Below are 15,985 nucleotides of genomic sequence, written 5' to 3' on the forward strand. Positions count from 1 at the left end.
GGCCGGTGCGCACCGCCGGGCCGGTGCACACGGCCGGGCCGGTGCACCCGGTCGAGGTCGTGCGACGGGACGGGTGCCGCACGGAGGGGACCGTCCAGGATCAGAGCTTGGAGAGCTCCTCGACGAGGTCGTCCAGGCCCAGTGACCCCTGCGACAGGGCGGCCATGTGCCACGCCTTGAGGTCGAAGGCGTCGCCGTGGGCCGCGCGGGCGTTCTCCCGGCCCAGCAGCCAGGCACGTTCGCCGAGCTTGTAGCCGATCGCCTGACCCGGCATGGAAAGATAGCGGGTCAGCTCACTCTCCACGAAGTCCGCCGGACGGCCACTGTGGGCGCCGAAGAACTCCTCCGCAAGCTCCGGCGTCCACCGCTCGCCCGGGTGGAACGGCGAATCCGCCGGGATCTCCAGCTCCAGGTGCATGCCGATGTCCACGATGACCCGGCAGGCGCGCATCATCTGGGCGTCCAGGTAACCGAGACGCCGTTCGGCGTCCGGCAGGAAGCCCAGCTCGTCCATGAGCCGCTCCGCGTACAGCGCCCACCCCTCGGCGTTGGCGCTGACCTGGCCGACCGACGCCTGGTAGCGGGAGAGCGAGGAGGCGACATGGGTCCACTGAGCGATCTGGAGGTGGTGGCCGGGCACCCCCTCGTGGTACCAGGTGGACACCAGGTCGTAGACGGGGAAGCGGGTTTCGCCCATCGTCGGCAGCCAGGTGCGGCCGGGACGGGAGAAGTCCTCGGAGGGGCCGGTGTAGTACGGGGCTGCGGCACCGCCGGGCGGCGCGATCCGCGACTCCACCTTCCGTACCCGCTCCGCGAGTTCGAAGTGTGTGCCGTCCAGCGCGTCGATCGCCTCGTCCATCAGGCCCTGGAGCCACTTCTGGACCTCGTCCACGCCCTCGATGTGCTTACCGTGGACATCGAGGTGCGCGAGCGCCTCCCAGGGGCCGGCCCCGGGCAGGATCTTCGCGGCCTCGGCCTTCATCTCTGCCAGCAGCCGGTGGTATTCGGACCAGCCGTACGCGTACGCCTCGTCCAGATCCAGGTCGGTGCCGTTGAAGTAACGCGACCACCGTGCGTACCGCTCGCGGCCCACGGTGTCCGGCGAGCCCTCGATCGCGGGGGCGTACACCTCGTTCATCCAGTCACGCAGGGCCAGCAACGCCTCGCCGGCGACACGGGCTGCGTTGTCCAGGTCCTCGCGGAGCGCGGCGGGGCCGGGCGCGGCGAAGGCCGAGAAGAAGCCGGCCTCCTCGCCCTCGCCGGCCCAGGCCGTCAGCTGCTCGATGAACGTGGCTGTGGGGCGGGGACCACCGTGCAGCTTCCGCTCGAGGCCGAGGGCGAGTGAGGCGCGGTAACCCGCGAGCGCGTCCGGAACGGCCCGCAGACGGTCGACGACCGCGGCCCAGTCCTCGTCGGTCTCGGTGGGCGTCACCGTGAAGGCCTCGCGGATGCTGTGGGCCGGGGAGTGCAGATTGGACACCGCCCGCAGATGCTCGTCCGCCTCGTGGACGGCGAGCTCGGCGGTGAGCCGCTCACGCAGCAGCCTGCCGCACCGGCGCTCGGCGTCGCTGTCGGCGCCCGGGAGGAGCTCCGCAGCGTCCAGCTTCACCAGCGTGGCGCGTGCGAGATCGGCGATGGCTGCCTGGCCGTCGGGCGAGAAGTCGGGCAGACGGCGTGAACTCGCCGGGACACCGAGGTAGGTGCCCAGGATGGGGTCGAGATCGATGATGGCGTCGACGTAGGCGTCGGCGACCTGACGGGGCAGCGCGCTGCTCGAAGTGTCTGACATGCGGACATCCTCGTACGGGGAACCGCTTTCCGTCACCCTGCCCCTCTCCGCGACCGGAAGCCGATCTCTGGTGGGCGTGCGGAGCCACCTCGGAACTCACCGCTTCCCTGCGGCGCGGGGTTCACCTGGCACCGCAGGAGGAGTCCGTAAGTCACGCGTGAGATTGGCCGGATCGCGGCTGTGTGCCGTTCTCGGTGGGTGCGCCGGGTGCGCCGGGTGACCCGGGTGGCGCAGGGCGTCTTCGGCCCGTGCCCCGGATCGAGTGCGGACGGCGGCCCGGCACCGGCTCTCGCTCCCGGTGCGGGGCCGCCGTCCGGGCGGCTTTCCCGTACCCGCCTCAGCGGCGGGTGTTCCACGCCCATTCGGCCGGGTCGATCCAGTGGGGGGCCATGACCGGCTCCACGGGAGAGCCTGATCCGCTCGGACCGGTGAGGCTCGCGGTGTCCGCCGGCTCGACGGACGCGGTGCCGTCCGCGTACGAGTCGGCGTACGAGGGGGCGACCGTGGTGGCGCGCCGGGCGGCCAGACGCGCCGTGATCACCAGCGTGCCTTCCTCGATCTGGTAGTCCAGGGGCAGGCCGAGTCCACGCATCGCGGCGACCATGCCGGTGTTGTTGGCCTGGGTGACGGCGTAGACGGACTCGCACCCGGCCTCGGCGGCCAGGCCTACGAGTCGGCGCAGCAGCTCGGAGCCGACGCCGCGACGCTGCCAGTCGTCCTCGACGAGCAGGGCGACCTCGGTCTCGTCACCGTCCCAGAGGAGGTGGCCGAGGGCGACGATCCGGCCCGAGTCGGTCTGTACCGAGAGGGTGCGGCCGAAGCGCGGGCTGAGCAGGTGGTCGAGGTAGCGGTCCGCGTCCGCGACGGGACCGTGGTAGCGGAGCCCCAGGGTGCGCGGGGAGCAGCGGTCGTGCATCTCGCGGGCGGCCGCGAGGTCGCTCTGGTCCGCGCGGCGCACGGTGATCTCGGGGCCCTCGGCGAGCGTGAGGACGTCCTCGCTGCGCGGGACGCGGGGACCGAGACGCGCGTCGAGTTCGACCAGGGCGCGGGCCCGGGCGAACTCGGTGGGGGTGAACGGCAGGTAGGGACGCTCCACGGTGATCATGCCGCCGGAGGGATCGCGCAGCCGCATCACCGTCTCTTCCAGCACCCCTTCCACAGGGGTGCCCTCACCGGTGATCCGTCCCGTCACGCTGACCGCCGGCAGCGAGTGGATGGTGCACCGGCCCAGCAACTGGCGCAGAGCGAGCGGGAGTTCCGCCGCGTCCAGTGCGGTACGGGTGGCCAGTCCCAGGACCCGCGTCGGGGTGTCCACCAAGTCGTGGGCGTCGGCCCGCTCGATCCAGGTGGACGCGCCGCCGGCGGCGGACACCTCCCGGGTGAGCTCGGACGCGCTCAGCGACGAGGGCGCGCGCAGCAGGAACTCGTCGACGGTCCCGTCGCCCAGCGGGTGCGTCTGGAGGGTCAGGATGTCGATACGGAGACGGGCGAGCGCGATGCACAGTGCCGCCAGGCTCCCAGGGGTGTCCTGGACCGTCGTCCGCATCCGCCACAGCACCGTCTCGTCGCGCGCGGGCGAGGCGTCGAAGGCCAGGTTCAGACCGAGCTCGGCGCCGTATCCGACGGCTGTGCCGCCGGATACGGCGCCGCCGGCCCCGGACGGTGGGGCGTGGCTGTGCCTGCGGGCCCACCAGGTGTGGAAAGTGGCGGTGGCGGTCAGCGCGACCGCCGAGGCGATGAGCAGGTACGGGCCGTCGGGCTGGTGCCCGACGAGGTTCGCAACGACGTCGGCCACGGCCACTGCGGTGAACAGGGCGGCGAGCTCGATCAGGTCCCGCCGCCAGTGGTGGGGGCGGCGGGCGGTCTTGGCGGAGGTCACATCAGTCATGTCCTCACTGTGACCGAGCGGTGTTGCCTGATCACGAACGGACTGTGACCGATGGGTTAAGTGTGGATCTAGTCGCCTTTCGTTGCTTTTCGGGCATCCCTTGGCCTGAATTGTCTGACATCGGGCTCCGATCGAGACCCTCCGGCAGCGTGCCGGGCGGCCGGGGTGTTCCGGTCCCCCGCCCCGATCGGCTCGGGTGCGCCCGGCGAGGGATCACTGACCCGTGAGCCCGGGCTGCAGCACCTTGGTGAAGAGGACCTTTCCGCCCTGCTGCCGCAGGCGCACCGTCATCTCCCCGCTCCCGCCGTCGATGTCGACCTCGCCGAAGAGCGGCGGCATCTCCATGGGGGACTGGTTGGACTGGACGGGAGCCTTGACGAAGACCCGGTCCGGGCCGAACGTGCCGTCCAGCGCACTCGCCGGGAAGGCGCCCGCGGCCAGAGGGCCGGAGACGAACTCCCAGAACGGCGCGAAGTCCTTGAAGGCCGCGCGCTCGGGAAGGTAGTGCTGTGCGGAGGTGTGGTGCACGTCCGTCGTCAGCCAGACGGTCCCCGTGACACGGTTGTGCTTGATGTGCCGCAACAGCTCGGCGATCTGGAGTTCCCGCCCGAGCGGGGCGCCCGGGTCACCCTGGGCGACCGCTTCAAAGTTCGTGGCTCCGTCCGGTACCACGAGCCCGAGCGGCATGTCCGCCGCGATCACCTTCCACACGGCGTGCGACCGGGAGAGCTCGTCCTTGAGCCATTGGAGCTGCTCCGCACCGAGGATCCCGGTGGTGTCCTCGGCCTGTCGGCCGGGCGAGTTGGCGTTGCGGAAGGAGCGCATGTCGAGCACGAACACGTCGAGCAGCGGGCCGTGGCGCACCACCCGGTGCATGCGCCCCTCGCCCGGAGCGGCGCGGAGGGTGGAGACGGGGAGGTACTCGCGGTACGCCCGCACCGAGCGTGCCGCCAGCACGTCCACGTTCTTCTCCGTATAACGCACGTCGTCGAGGATCTGCCCGGGGTACCAGTTGTTGCGTACCTCGTGGTCGTCCCACTGGACGATCGACGGCACCTGCGCATTGAACCGCCTCACGTTGGCGTCCAGCAGGTTGTACCGGAAGTTGCCCCGGTACTCGGCGAGGGTCTCGGCGACCTTCGCCTTCTCCTCGGTGGTGACGTTGTGCCAGATACGGCCGTCGGGCAGGGTCACGCTCGGCTCGATGACGCCGTCCGCGTAGATGTTGTCGCCGCTGCAGAGGAAGAAGTCGGGGTTGAGGTTCCGCATCTCCTCGTAGACCGTGTAGCCCCCGATGTCGGGGTTGATGCCCCATCCCTGCCCGGCGATGTCGCCGGACCAGAGGAACCGCGCTCCCTCGCGCCGCTTCGCCGGGGCGGTACGGAAGGTTCCGTACACCGGGCGGCCCGTGCGACGCGGATCGTCCGGGTCCGCCAGGGTCACCCGGTAGTGGATCTGTTCGCCGGCCGGGAGACCGTGCAGCGGGGTCGTCCCGGTGAAGTCCGTCCCGGCCCCGATCAGCGGCCCGTGCCAGAGCCGGGACGCGCGGAAGGACTCCGTGGCCGACGTCTCGACGAGCATCCGGGCCGCACGGTCCGAGCGCACCCAGACCAACGCGGTGGAGGCCGTGACATCGCCGACCTGGACACCCCACTCGGCCGACGGGCGCCCGGACCGTGCGAACGCGGGCGCACCGGTGACGGCCGGCAGCCCGACGGCGGCAGACGCGAGGAGCGAGCCGCGCAGTACGGTCCGGCGGCCGGGGGAGAGGGTGTGCGGACGGTTCGTCATCGATGCGCCTCCGGGTGCGGGTGTGCCAGTGCGCGTCCGAAGAGCCCCGGAGCGCGCAGGACCATGCCTAACGCGCGGCAGAGGCGCCCGCCCCAACCTGGGGTGAACACCTGAGGTGGACAACGAATACGCGGTGCCCGGGGCTCCCCCCGGGCCGGCTACCTCATCGGCTCGTGGCTCGTGTCGAGAATGACTCGGGACACGAGGGCGGGGTCGTCGTTCATCGGCACATGACCGCATCCGGGCAGCCGCACCAGCCGTGCGCCGGGAATGACACGCTTGGCCCGGATGCCTTGGCGGCGGGGCAGCAGCACGTCGCGGGTGCCCCAGGCGACGGTGACCGGGATGCCCGGCACGTCGGAGGTGAAGGATGCGTTCCGGCCGGCGGCCAGTGTCCCGTCGAAGCCGGTCGCGCTCCGGAGCGCGAGGGTCTCCGCGACGACCGCTTCCGGCGAACGGCGGCCGGGCCTGGCACAGATCGTGCTGGTGAGAGCGGCGCGACCGGCCGCGCTCTGGGAGAGGTGCTCGATCAGTGGAACCGGCAGCGACCGGGCACCCTGGCGCATCGCCCAGAGCGTCCCGAAGGCGTATCGGCGCTCCGGACCGCTCCAGAATCCCGCGGGGGACAGGGCCGTCACCGACCGGGCACGACCGGTGCGTCCCAGTTCCAGCGCGAGCAGACCCCCGAGCGAGTTGCCTGCCACGTGCGGGCGTTCGACGCCGAGTTCGGAGCAGAGGGCCGCCAGCGCTCCGGCCACCGTCCGCACGTCGTACGCGAGACCGTCGGGAAGCCCGGGCGACTCACCGAAGCCCGGCAGATCCACGCTGATCACATCACGCTCACCGGACAGAATCCGTACCACCGGGTCCCACGCCTGTCGGTGATGACCTATGCCGTGGAGCAACAGCAGCGGCTGCCCGGTGCCGGTCCGCGCGTAGCCCACCGAGAGACTCCGCGGACCCGCGGAGGTGTCGAACGTGAACGATGCCGTGCCGGTCATGGCCGCTCCCTGGCGTGGATGAACCCTTCCGGACCTACAACTACCGCTCGGTAGCTATCGGTTCAAGCTTTAGGTTCAAGCTTCCCGTGCGAACCGTCGGTTCGAGCCGTCGGTTCGAGCTTTCGGTTCGAGCTTTCGGTTCGGGGGGAGCGCAGGGGCGCCCCCGCGCATCGACCCGTACCACGAACGTCCTGTGAACGCTCCGTGCCAGAAGCCCGTTTCGCGGAACCCCGGGCAAGGATTGGTCTTGACCAAGCCGGTGCGTCGTCCTATGGTCCTTACGTTAAGACAGGAACCTTTAATAAATGTTGTCGCGGAAAAGGCCGCTGGGCGATTGCGGAGGACAGGGTGGGGACCACGCAGCTGGAAACGGTGCAGGAGCCGAAGTACTGGCACCTGAGGACCGTGCTCAGTGAGGCACTCGACTCGGACTTCGCGGTGGGTGAGATCCTGCCGAACGAGCGGGATCTCGCAGCCCGGTTCGGCGTCGCACGGGCTACGCTCCGGCAGGCTCTGGAGCAGCTCGAACTCGAAGGCAGGCTTCAGCGCAGGCGCGGGGTGGGCACCACCGTCGCTCCGCCCAGGGTGGGGGTCGCGGTCTCCACGGCCCAGCAGGAGTGGGCGGGCGCTGTGGCCGACGAGGCGTGGCAGCCCGTCGAATGCGCTCGGGGCACGGCCCCGGCGGCCGTCGCCGCCGCGCTCGGCACGGCGGCCGACGAAACGGTCCATGTGATCCGCCGGATCAGGACCACCCACGGTCAGCCGGTGGCCGCGGAACTGCTGTACGTGCCCTCAGCGTCGGTCCCCGACCTGTCCGGGATCGAGACCTCCACGGGCCCCGCTCGCGTCCGCGGGGTGCTGCGCGAGCTGCACCGCCTCGGACTCGAGGGGCAGGACCGCTCGGTCGAACTCGGTTCGGCCAGTGCGGACGACTCCAAGGAACTGGACCGGCTGCCCGGCGCCCCCGTCCTGGTCGTCACCACGCGCTACTTCGCCGCGGGCGGCACCGCCGCGGTCTCCGTCGCCACCTACCGTGCCGACACCTGCCGACTGACCTTCGGAGAGTCCGGGGGCCTGGAGATCAGCCAGGAGCAGGAGCGCCAGGCCTCCTGAACATCCCCGCCCCGCGACACCGGGGGGACGTGCGGACCCGACGGCCCGCCGCGATCAGCGGCGGGCCGTCACCGTGCCCTCCACGGCGAACAGTTGTGCCTCCACGTGGTCCAGTGCCAGCCGAAGGGCCCCGGTCGCCACAGCCGCCTCCCCGAGCAGGGACAGGGCGACCCGGGGCGGGCGCAGACAGTAGCGCGAGAGTTCGTTCCGCAACGGGTCCAGCACCCCGTCGAGCCCTGCCGCCCAGCCACCGACCACCACGATCTCCGGGTCGAGAGCCAGCACGAGTGCCGCCACGTCGTGCACCAACCGCTGGATGAACCGCTCGACGGCCTCCTGGGCGCGGCTGTCGCCCTGCCGGGCCTTCGTGAACACCGCCGCGACCGCCGGCTCGTCCAGCGGGTCGAGCGGTGTGTCGGTCGTGGACAGCAGATGCTCCGGCGTGACCTCCCTGCCGAGCAGGTGGAGCGCGCCGATCTCGCCGGCGGCGCCGCCGTACCCGCGGTGCAGCCGTCCCCCGATCAGCGAACCCGCGCCGGGGCTCAAGCCCGCCAGGACGAAGACGACGTCGTCCGACTCCGTGGCGGCGCCCTTCCAGTGCTCCGCCACGGCAGCCGTGTTGGCGTCGTTCTCCACCAGGACCGGACAGCGGAACGAGCGCCGGAGCCGCTCCCCGAGGGGGAGGCCGGTCCAGCCGGGCAGCGCCGTGCCCAGCCGGACCGTGCCATCGGCCTCCACGATCCCCGGGCTCCCGACCCCCACGGCTCGCACGCTGCTCCTGGCCACGCCCGTACGGCGCAGCAGATCGGCGATCATCGCTCGGACCTGATCGAGCCGGTCGTCCGCGGGCGCACTCTCGGAGACAGCCCGCTGACCCGCCCCGGTGATCCTGCCGTCGAGTCCGGAAATGAGGGCGGAGATCCGGTGCGGGCCGATCTCGATACCCAGCAGATGCCCTGCCTCGGCACGGAAGCGGAACCGACGGGCGGGTCGGCCCTGGCGCCGCGCTTCCCCCTCATCGGGCAGTGCCTCCACGACGAGCCCGGCGTCGAACAGCCCCTCGACGACACCCTCGACCGTTGGCCGGGAAAGGCCGGTGATCCGGGTCAGGTCCGAGAGCGTCGGGAGCTCGGCTCCACGCAGGGCGTGCAGTACCACCGCGGAATTGATCCGCCGCAACAACGACGGGTCTCCACCGGTCAGCCGCCCCACGTGTGTCCTCCTCACGCCCCCTGTGTCTGCCGGATGGTACTCGGTGGGGTGACGCTCCGCGAACGCCGCCGGGGCGGGGCGGTCTCCGACGGGACACGACCGCACGGTGACCCCGGCCCCGGTTCCCGCAGGTCCCACCGTTCCCATTGCGGACGGGCCCCGGGTGGCTGGATCACGCCGCTTGCACTTCAGTTGCGTCGGCCTCGTGATGAGCCCTGTCGAGCGCTTCCCGCCGTCCGCCCGGGCAAGAAACCACGCGGGAGCTTGCCGGGGCCGACTGCGGCTTGCGGGGGCTTGGGTGCGGAAACGGTCCGGGTGGCCCAGGCCACGCCCCGCCGTCAGCCGGGGACCACGAAACCCGACTCGTACGCCGTGATGACGGCCTGTGTCCTGTCCCTGGCCCCGAGCTTGCTCAGCAATGCGCTGACATGGGTTTTCACCGTCTCGGTGCCCACAATCAGCTTGGCCGCGATCTCCGCGTTCGAGAGTCCCCGACACATCAACCGGAGCACAGCCCCCTCCCGGTCGGTGAGGGCCGCCCGCTCCACCACCGCCCGGGCCCTGTTCGTTCCGTATTCGGAGGCCAGTCGGCGTACCGCTGCGGGAAAGAGCAGTGACTCGCCTTCCGCCACGAGCCGGACAGCATTCACAATCTCCATAGGTCGGGCGCGCTTGAGCAGGAACCCGTCCGCACCGGCGCGCAGCGCCTCGTACACGTACTCGTCGTTTTCGAACGTCGTGACCACTAGAATCTTCGGCGGTCGGGCGAGTGAGCGAAGCAGTAGACGGGTCGCCTCTATGCCGTCCATCAAGGGCATTCGGACGTCCATGGCGACCACGTCCGGCCGCAGCTGCCGGACCAGAGGGAGCACTGCCGCGCCGTCCGCGGCCTCCCCGACCACCCTCATGTCCGGCTGCGACTCCAGCACCGCCCGTAGGCCTGTCCGTACGAGGGGTTCATCGTCGACCAGGAGGACGTTCACCGTCACGGGATCACCCCACGCCCCCCAGGGGGAGGGTGACACGGACTTGCCATTCGCCCTGGCGCGGGCCGGCTTTCGCGCACCCGCCGAGCAGCCTCGCCCGTTCTCGTATCCCCTGCAGTCCGTGTCCGCGGCCCGAGCGGATGGCGGTTCCCGCCATGGGGTTTCGTACATCGAGTTCGAGGTGGTCGTCTTCGACGCCGATACGCACACGGACAGGGACCCGGCCCGCGTGACGCAGCGCATTGGTGAGCGACTCCTGAAGGATGCGATAACCCTCCCGGGACAGGGAGTCGGGCAGGCGGTCGAGGCGCCCGACCACCTGGGCGTCCACGGCGACCCCGGATCCTCGCGCGGAGTGGAGCAACTGCTCGACGGCCATCAGCGTCGGCCGTCGGTCGGCAGAGGCTCGCGGCTCGCGCAGCACCCGGAGTACCCGTTCCAGATCGTCGAGTGCCGCACGACCCGTCTCCTCAATGGCGATCAGCGCGCGCCGGGTGAACTCAGGGTCGTCCGCCGTACGTGCGGCACCGGCTTGTACCACCGAAACCGTGAGGGCGTGGCCGATGGAGTCGTGGAGTTCGCGCGCAATGCGGTTGCGTTCCAGGAGCTGCTCCGTGAGTTCCTCCAGGGCCGACATGCGTTCGCTTCTCGACGGCCCCAGCAAGTGGCGCGCCACAGTTGTGGTGAACCGTCCGCAGACAACCACGAAAGCCAGCAACAAAAGAAGGGGAAGAGGCGCCAGCGCCGCGAACCAGGCGTGGGGCTCGACCAGCTTGAATATGCCGTTGTCGGTGCCGTCCCCCGTCGCGGCACCGACCATGTCGATTGCCGTAGCAGGCAACCAGACCGTGGCCCCTGCCACGATGAAGGAGAGCACAAGGCGTAGTTCGAGCCAGAGCACGGTCCGCCACTTCTCACCCCAAGTCGTGGCAGGCGCGATCGAGATGGTCGCGTCGGCCTTCCCGCGCTCGTCGGGTACGAGAAGCAGTTGAGCCTGCACCCCTTCACCCAGACGCATCACCGGGAGGAGGCCGACGGGCACCGCGAGCAGCGCGAGCTCCCACGGGAAGCCCGGCGAAACGAAAAGCCACACGGATATGACGGCCAGGGGGATGACGAGGTGGATCCAGCGGCTGTAGGTCACCGGGTCGGTCAGTGGGGTGAGTAGATGGCGCACGTGAGCAATGGTGGCAGTGCTCACGCCGTGGTACCTCCCCCGTGTGGGGGAGAGGCTTCCCACGGCCGGGGGAGGACGTCTTGGGGTGCTACCGCCAGGCTGAGTACATGACCAGCATCGATGTGCAGCAACTCACCAAGGACTATGGTTCCACTCGCGCGGTGGACAGACTCACCTTTCGTGCGGAGGCCGGCCGGGTGACCGGCTTTCTCGGCCCCAACGGCGCCGGGAAGTCCACCACGATGCGATTGATCCTCGGCCTGGACCGCCCCTCCGGGGGCACGGCGACCGTGGACGGACAGCCCTACGCCGCGCTCGACAACCCGCTGCGAGCGGTCGGTTCGCTGCTCGACGCAGGAGCGGCGCACGGTTCGCGCACAGCGCGCGACCATGTGCTCGCCCTCGCGGTGAGTAATGGCATCTCGCGGCGAAGGGTCGACACCGTGCTGGAGGAGGCCGGTCTGGCATCGGTCGCCACCCGACGGATCAAGACGTTCTCGCTCGGCATGCGCCAACGGTTGGGCATAGCCGCCGCACTGCTCGGTGACCCTGCCGCGGTGATGCTGGACGAGCCGTCCAACGGACTCGATCCCGAGGGGATCATCTGGATTCGCGAGCTGATAAAGCGGCTCGCACGGGAGGGACGCGCGGTTCTGGTGTCCAGTCATCTGATGGACGAGACCGCAGCCTTCGCTGACCACCTGATCATTCTCGGCGGGGGCAGGCTTCTCGTCGACATGCCGACTGAGAGTTTCCTCGCGTCACGCAGTCGGCCCAGAGTGCGGCTGCGTGCGGTCGAGGGTGGACGACTCCGCGACATCCTGATCCGGAGCGGTTACGACGCCACCGACGCGGGAGACGGGGTCTTTTGGATCAAGGGGGCCCGTACCGAGGAGATCGGCGCGTTGGCCGCATCCCAGCACATCGCCCTTCTGGAACTCGTGGAGGAACGCGTCACTCTGGAGGAGGCATACCTCGCTCTCACGGCGGAGACCGCCGAATTCGCCGCCGCACTTCCTACCTCGTCAAAGGAGGCATGACGATGTCGCACGCAGCGGTCGCGGTCCTACGTTCGGAGTGGATCAAGGCACGGTCGGTGCGCGCCGTCTGTGGCTCTCTGGCTGCGGTGTTCGTGGTCACTGTGGCCATCTCCATGCTCGTCTCCGCCACGACCGGACAGGCCGAAGCGAACCACCCTGATGCCGATCGGGTGTTCACGGCCTTCTACGCGATGAACTTCGCACAGATCGCTGCCATGGCCTTCGGCGCCACCGCCTTTTCCTCCGAGTTCGTGGGCGGGGCCCTGCGGGTGTCCCTGACCGCGGTGCCGCGCCGTGACCTGTTCTACATCGCGAAGACAGCCGTCGTGGGGGTGGCAGCTCTGCTCGTGGGGGAGGTGGCCGGCCTCGCGAGCTTTCTGCTGGGGCAGCTGTTCATGGGGGAGTTCGCGATCGGGCTGGGGCATCCAGGGGCGCTGCGAGCCGTTCTGGGCAGCGGTATCTATCTCGCGCTCATGGCCCTTTTTGCGGCAGGCCTCACAGCGTTGCTCCGGAGCGCCGTCGCGGTGCTGAGCATGCTCGTGCCCTTCATCCTGATCGTCTCGTTCGTTGTAGGGGACGTGGACGCGGGCGCGGCTGACTTCCTGCCCGACCGGGCGGGCCAGCTGGTCCTGCATGAAAGCCCCGTGGGCGGCCTTGGCCCCTGGGGCGGGTTGGCGGTGACTGCCGCATGGACAGCCGCAGCCCTGGTGGCCGGTTGGTGGGCGATACGCACCCGGGACGCCTGAGGCCGACGTGGGACTCAATCCGTGGGCGGTGTGCCAAGCAGCCCGGCGGGCGAGAGCGCGTGAGGCACGGTCCCGGGCACGGCGACGGATCGGCGACGTAGCTGATGGCAGGGGTCTTGACGGCAAAGTACCCGAGGGGAAAGGCAGACGGGAAAGGGTTGGTCGGCGGAGGGCCAGACCGCAAAGAGCTGGACGCCGACGCGGTGCGGGAGGCGCTGCGGCGAGCTGACGTCTCAGCCGCCGTCCGGCGGGGCAGCGTCGTCCACCGCCGCGCGGAGCCGGGCGTACTCCTCGGCCATCGAGTCGACGGTCCAATGGGCATTGAGCCCGCTGGGATTGGGAAGCACCCACACGCGGGCACCGCCGATGATCCGTTCCTGCGGGCCGATGCGGGCCCGGCGCTCCCCGAAGGCCGTCCGGTAGGCCGTCACGCCGACGACCGCCAGCCACCGGGGCCGTAGACGCCCGGTCTTCTCGACCAGGATCTGTCCGCCGGCGCGGTACTCCTCGGCGGTCAGCTCGTCCGCCCGGGCGGTGGCCCGCGCGACGACGTTGGTGATGCCGAGACCGTAGGAGGGCAGTTCACCCTGTTCGGCCGGAGACAGTCGGCGGGGGGTGAAGCCGGAGAGATGGAGCACCGGCCAGAACCGGTTGCCGGGGTGCGCGAAATGGTGCCCGGTCGCGGCAGTCATGAGGCTGGGATTGATGCCGCAGAACAGCACGCGCAAACCGCCCGCGACCACATCGGGGACGATGCGGTCGCGGGCGGCGGCCAGCTCTTCGGGTCTCACGGCAGAGGAAAGGCGGAGCCGGTCAGAGAATCGACCCGGGGGCGTAACCCGCGGCTGCGGGGTGCTCCTTGACGATGGCCTCGATCCGGTTGACCACAGTGGTGACCTGGTCACCGGCGGCTCCCGTGAACGACAGCTTGTCCGCCATCAGGGAGTCCAGCTGCTCGCGGTCGAGCGGGATGCGCTCGTCCGCCGCCAGCTTGTCCAGGAGTTCGTTGCGCTCCGTGCCCTGCTCCCGCATCGCGAGGGCCGAAGCCACCGCGTTCTCCTTGATCGCCTCGTGGGCCACCTCGCGGCCGACACCGGCGCGCACGGCGCCCATGAGGACCTTGGTGGTGGCGAGGAACGGCAGGTAGCGGTCGAGTTCACGTGCCACGACGGCGGGGAAGGCACCGAACTCGTCCAGCACCGTCAGGAAGGTCTCCAGCAGGCCGTCGAACGCGAAGAAGGCGTCCGGCAGCGCCACCCGGCGTACCACCGAGCACGAGACGTCACCCTCGTTCCACTGGTCGCCGGCCAGCTCGCCGGTCATCGAGGCGTAACCGCGCAGGATGACCATCAGGCCGTTGACGCGCTCGCAGGACCGGGTGTTCATCTTGTGCGGCATCGCGGACGAGCCGACCTGGCCGGGCTTGAAGCCCTCCGTCACCAGCTCGTGCCCCGCCATGAGACGGATCGTCTTGGAAAGGGACGAGGGGGCGGCGGCCAGCTGGACGAGGGCGGTCACCACGTCGTAGTCGAGGGAGCGCGGGTAGACCTGACCGACCGAGGTGAAGGCGTTGGCGAAGCCCAGGTGGCCCGCGATGCGCTGCTCCAGGTCCGCGAGCTTGGCGGTGTCGCCGCCCAGCAGGTCCAGCATGTCCTGCGCGGTACCGACCGGGCCCTTGATGCCGCGCAGCGGGTAGCGGCCGAGCAGCTCCTCCAGGCGGCCGTAGGCGACGAGCAGTTCGTCGGCGCCGGTCGCGAAGCGCTTACCGAGCGTGGTGGCCTGCGCGGCCACGTTGTGGGACCGGCCCGCCATGACGAGTTCGCGGTACTCGCCCGCGAGCTTGCCGAGCCGCGCCAGCACCGCCACGGTGCGGTCGCGCATGAGCTCCAGGGAGAGGCGGATCTGGAGCTGCTCGACGTTCTCGGTGAGGTCACGGGAGGTCATGCCCTTGTGGACCTGCTCGTGGCCGGCGAGGGCGTTGAACTCCTCGATGCGCGCCTTCACGTCGTGGCGGGTGACCTTCTCGCGCTCGGCGATGGAGGCGAGGTCGACCTGGTCGAGAACACGCTCGTAGTCGGCGAGCGCCGCGTCGGGTACCTCGATCCCGAGGTCCTTCTGAGCACGCAGCACCGCCAGCCACAGCTGACGCTCCAGCTTCACCTTCTGCTCGGGGGACCAGAGAACGGCCAGCTCCGTGGAGGCGTAGCGGCCGGCAAGGACATTGGGGATGCGAGGCTTCGCAGACACAGCAGTCACGTGAAGGGATTCTACTGGCGGTTTGTGCAGGCCGGCGCCGGGGACCGGTTTGTGGCTTGCTACGAGACCCGGGTCACCGTCCGGCTATATGTGCGGGGCTCGACCGCGTGCGCTCCTGGCCGCTCCTACGCGTCCCGCGATTCGTCGTACCGGACCCAGGACGTCACCGGACCGGGGTCGGCGGGACGGGCCGGAGTGATCCAGAAGGCGCGCCCCGAGGCCGCGTCGAACTGGGCGCCGAAGCGTCCGTCACCCGAGGACCTGCCGGTGAGCCGCCGCCCGATCCAGGGAGCCAGATGCTGTCTGGCGAAGCGGACGTCCTCGACCCGACGGGTACCCCAGCGAACCCGCGCCGCCGCCCCCATGGGGGTCCGCCAGTCGCTCTCGGCAGGCAGCCCCAGCGTCTGCCAGACCGCCTCCGCGACCCGGCGATGCCCCTCCGCGGTCAGGTGGAGCCGGTCGATGTCCCACAGCCGGGGATCGCCCAGCGACGGCGCCCCGTACAGGTCGGCGACCACCGCGCCGTACCGGCCGACCAGGTCGTCCACGAGGGCGAACAGCTCCTCCATGCGCGGGCGGAAGCGGTCCATCACCGGACCGTTCCGTCCCGGGCTGCGCATCAGCACGAGCGTCTTGCACGACGGGGCGAGGCGCTCCACCGCTTCTTCGAGCCGCCCTCGCACCATGCCCATGTCGCACTGGGGCCGGAGGGTGTCGTTGAGGCCGCCGACGAGCGTCACCACATCCGCCTGCAGGGCCGCGGCGGCTTCCACCTGCTCGTCGACGATCTGACCGATCAGCTTGCCCCGGACGGCCAGGTTGGCGTACCGGAAGCCGGGGGAGCGGGCCGCCAGCCGGGAGGCGAGGACATCGGCCCAGCCCCGGTACGTACCGTCCGGCAGAAGGTCCGACATGCCCTCGGTGAACGAGTCACCGACCGCGACGAAACTGGTGTAAGAGGCATTCATTTCCATGGCTCCGCGATC

13 protein-coding genes are annotated in these 15,985 nt (G+C 70.3%); 3 read left to right on the forward strand and 10 right to left on the reverse strand.

Annotated elements, in window-relative coordinates; translation table 11 throughout:
• Positions 1 to 100: 100 nt before the first annotated feature.
• From ACFYPN_RS16600 to ACFYPN_RS16615, 4 genes are all read right to left on the reverse strand, one after another.
• Positions 101 to 1,789 (reverse strand): DUF885 domain-containing protein, encoded by a 1,689-nt coding sequence (locus ACFYPN_RS16600; RefSeq protein ID WP_389298847.1) that lies wholly within the window; start codon positions 1,787 to 1,789, stop codon positions 101 to 103.
• A 337-nt stretch (positions 1,790 to 2,126) separates the two neighbouring features.
• The gene (locus tag ACFYPN_RS16605; RefSeq protein ID WP_358757081.1) at positions 2,127 to 3,668 is read right to left on the reverse strand and encodes a GNAT family N-acetyltransferase; all 1,542 of its coding nucleotides are present in this window, start codon (positions 3,666 to 3,668) and stop codon (positions 2,127 to 2,129) included.
• 222 nt (positions 3,669 to 3,890) lie between these two features.
• Positions 3,891 to 5,468 carry an alkaline phosphatase D family protein gene (locus ACFYPN_RS16610; RefSeq protein WP_389298849.1) on the reverse strand — a complete coding sequence of 526 codons (1,578 nt, stop codon included), beginning with the start codon at positions 5,466 to 5,468 and terminating at the stop codon, positions 3,891 to 3,893.
• Positions 5,469 to 5,626: 158 nt separating this feature from the next.
• On the reverse strand, positions 5,627 to 6,469 hold the full coding sequence (locus tag ACFYPN_RS16615; protein WP_389298851.1) for an alpha/beta fold hydrolase: 843 nt from the start codon (positions 6,467 to 6,469) through the stop codon (positions 5,627 to 5,629).
• A gap of 348 nt (positions 6,470 to 6,817) precedes the next feature.
• On the opposite strand from ACFYPN_RS16615, the gene ACFYPN_RS16620 reads away from it, so the two are divergent.
• The gene (locus ACFYPN_RS16620; protein ID WP_389298853.1) at positions 6,818 to 7,582 is read left to right on the forward strand and encodes a GntR family transcriptional regulator; all 765 of its coding nucleotides are present in this window, start codon (positions 6,818 to 6,820) and stop codon (positions 7,580 to 7,582) included.
• A gap of 54 nt (positions 7,583 to 7,636) precedes the next feature.
• Here the strand turns inward: ACFYPN_RS16620 and ACFYPN_RS16625 are convergent, their stop codons facing one another.
• From ACFYPN_RS16625 to ACFYPN_RS16635, 3 genes are all read right to left on the reverse strand, one after another.
• Positions 7,637 to 8,794 (reverse strand): ROK family protein, encoded by a 1,158-nt coding sequence (locus ACFYPN_RS16625; RefSeq protein WP_358756886.1) that lies wholly within the window; start codon positions 8,792 to 8,794, stop codon positions 7,637 to 7,639.
• A gap of 338 nt (positions 8,795 to 9,132) precedes the next feature.
• Positions 9,133 to 9,783 carry a response regulator gene (locus ACFYPN_RS16630; RefSeq protein ID WP_389298856.1) on the reverse strand — a complete coding sequence of 217 codons (651 nt, stop codon included), beginning with the start codon at positions 9,781 to 9,783 and terminating at the stop codon, positions 9,133 to 9,135.
• A 4-nt stretch (positions 9,784 to 9,787) separates the two neighbouring features.
• Positions 9,788 to 10,957, reverse strand: a complete 1,170-nt coding sequence (locus tag ACFYPN_RS16635) for a histidine kinase (RefSeq protein WP_358757083.1) — start codon at positions 10,955 to 10,957, stop codon at positions 9,788 to 9,790.
• A 107-nt stretch (positions 10,958 to 11,064) separates the two neighbouring features.
• Between ACFYPN_RS16635 and ACFYPN_RS16640 the strand changes: the two genes are divergently transcribed.
• On the forward strand, positions 11,065 to 11,997 hold the full coding sequence (locus ACFYPN_RS16640) for an ATP-binding cassette domain-containing protein (RefSeq protein ID WP_358756890.1): 933 nt from the start codon (positions 11,065 to 11,067) through the stop codon (positions 11,995 to 11,997).
• A 2-nt stretch (positions 11,998 to 11,999) separates the two neighbouring features.
• Entirely contained in the window at positions 12,000 to 12,743 is a 744-nt protein-coding gene (locus tag ACFYPN_RS16645) for an ABC transporter permease (protein WP_389298989.1), read from the forward strand.
• Positions 12,744 to 12,976: 233 nt separating this feature from the next.
• Here the strand turns inward: ACFYPN_RS16645 and mug are convergent, their stop codons facing one another.
• The 3 genes from mug to ACFYPN_RS16660 form a co-directional block, all read right to left on the reverse strand.
• Complete coding sequence (gene mug, locus ACFYPN_RS16650) at positions 12,977 to 13,534, reverse strand: G/U mismatch-specific DNA glycosylase (RefSeq protein ID WP_389298858.1); 558 nt, start codon at positions 13,532 to 13,534, stop codon at positions 12,977 to 12,979.
• Between the two features lie 22 nt (positions 13,535 to 13,556).
• Complete coding sequence (gene purB, locus ACFYPN_RS16655) at positions 13,557 to 14,999, reverse strand: adenylosuccinate lyase (protein WP_358756896.1); 1,443 nt, start codon at positions 14,997 to 14,999, stop codon at positions 13,557 to 13,559.
• A gap of 125 nt (positions 15,000 to 15,124) precedes the next feature.
• Positions 15,125 to 15,973 (reverse strand): SGNH/GDSL hydrolase family protein, encoded by an 849-nt coding sequence (locus tag ACFYPN_RS16660; protein WP_389298860.1) that lies wholly within the window; start codon positions 15,971 to 15,973, stop codon positions 15,125 to 15,127.
• Positions 15,974 to 15,985 lie beyond the last annotated feature (12 nt).

The organism is Streptomyces sp. NPDC005576 (assembly GCF_042871745.1).
GTDB lineage: Bacteria > Actinomycetota > Actinomycetes > Streptomycetales > Streptomycetaceae > Streptomyces.

What these genes read in the sequence shown, in the direction of transcription:
- ACFYPN_RS16600 (WP_389298847.1), bottom strand. Translation starts at nt 1,789, where the DNA reads ATGTCAGACACTTCGAGCAGCGCGCTGCCCCGTCAGGTCGCCGACGCC.
- ACFYPN_RS16610 (WP_389298849.1), bottom strand. Translation starts at nt 5,468, where the DNA reads ATGACGAACCGTCCGCACACCCTCTCCCCCGGCCGCCGGACCGTACTG.
- ACFYPN_RS16615 (WP_389298851.1), bottom strand. Translation starts at nt 6,469, where the DNA reads ATGACCGGCACGGCATCGTTCACGTTCGACACCTCCGCGGGTCCGCGG.
- ACFYPN_RS16640 (WP_358756890.1), top strand. Translation starts at nt 11,065, where the DNA reads ATGACCAGCATCGATGTGCAGCAACTCACCAAGGACTATGGTTCCACT.
- ACFYPN_RS16645 (WP_389298989.1), top strand. Translation starts at nt 12,000, where the DNA reads ATGTCGCACGCAGCGGTCGCGGTCCTACGTTCGGAGTGGATCAAGGCA.
- ACFYPN_RS16660 (WP_389298860.1), bottom strand. Translation starts at nt 15,973, where the DNA reads ATGGAAATGAATGCCTCTTACACCAGTTTCGTCGCGGTCGGTGACTCG.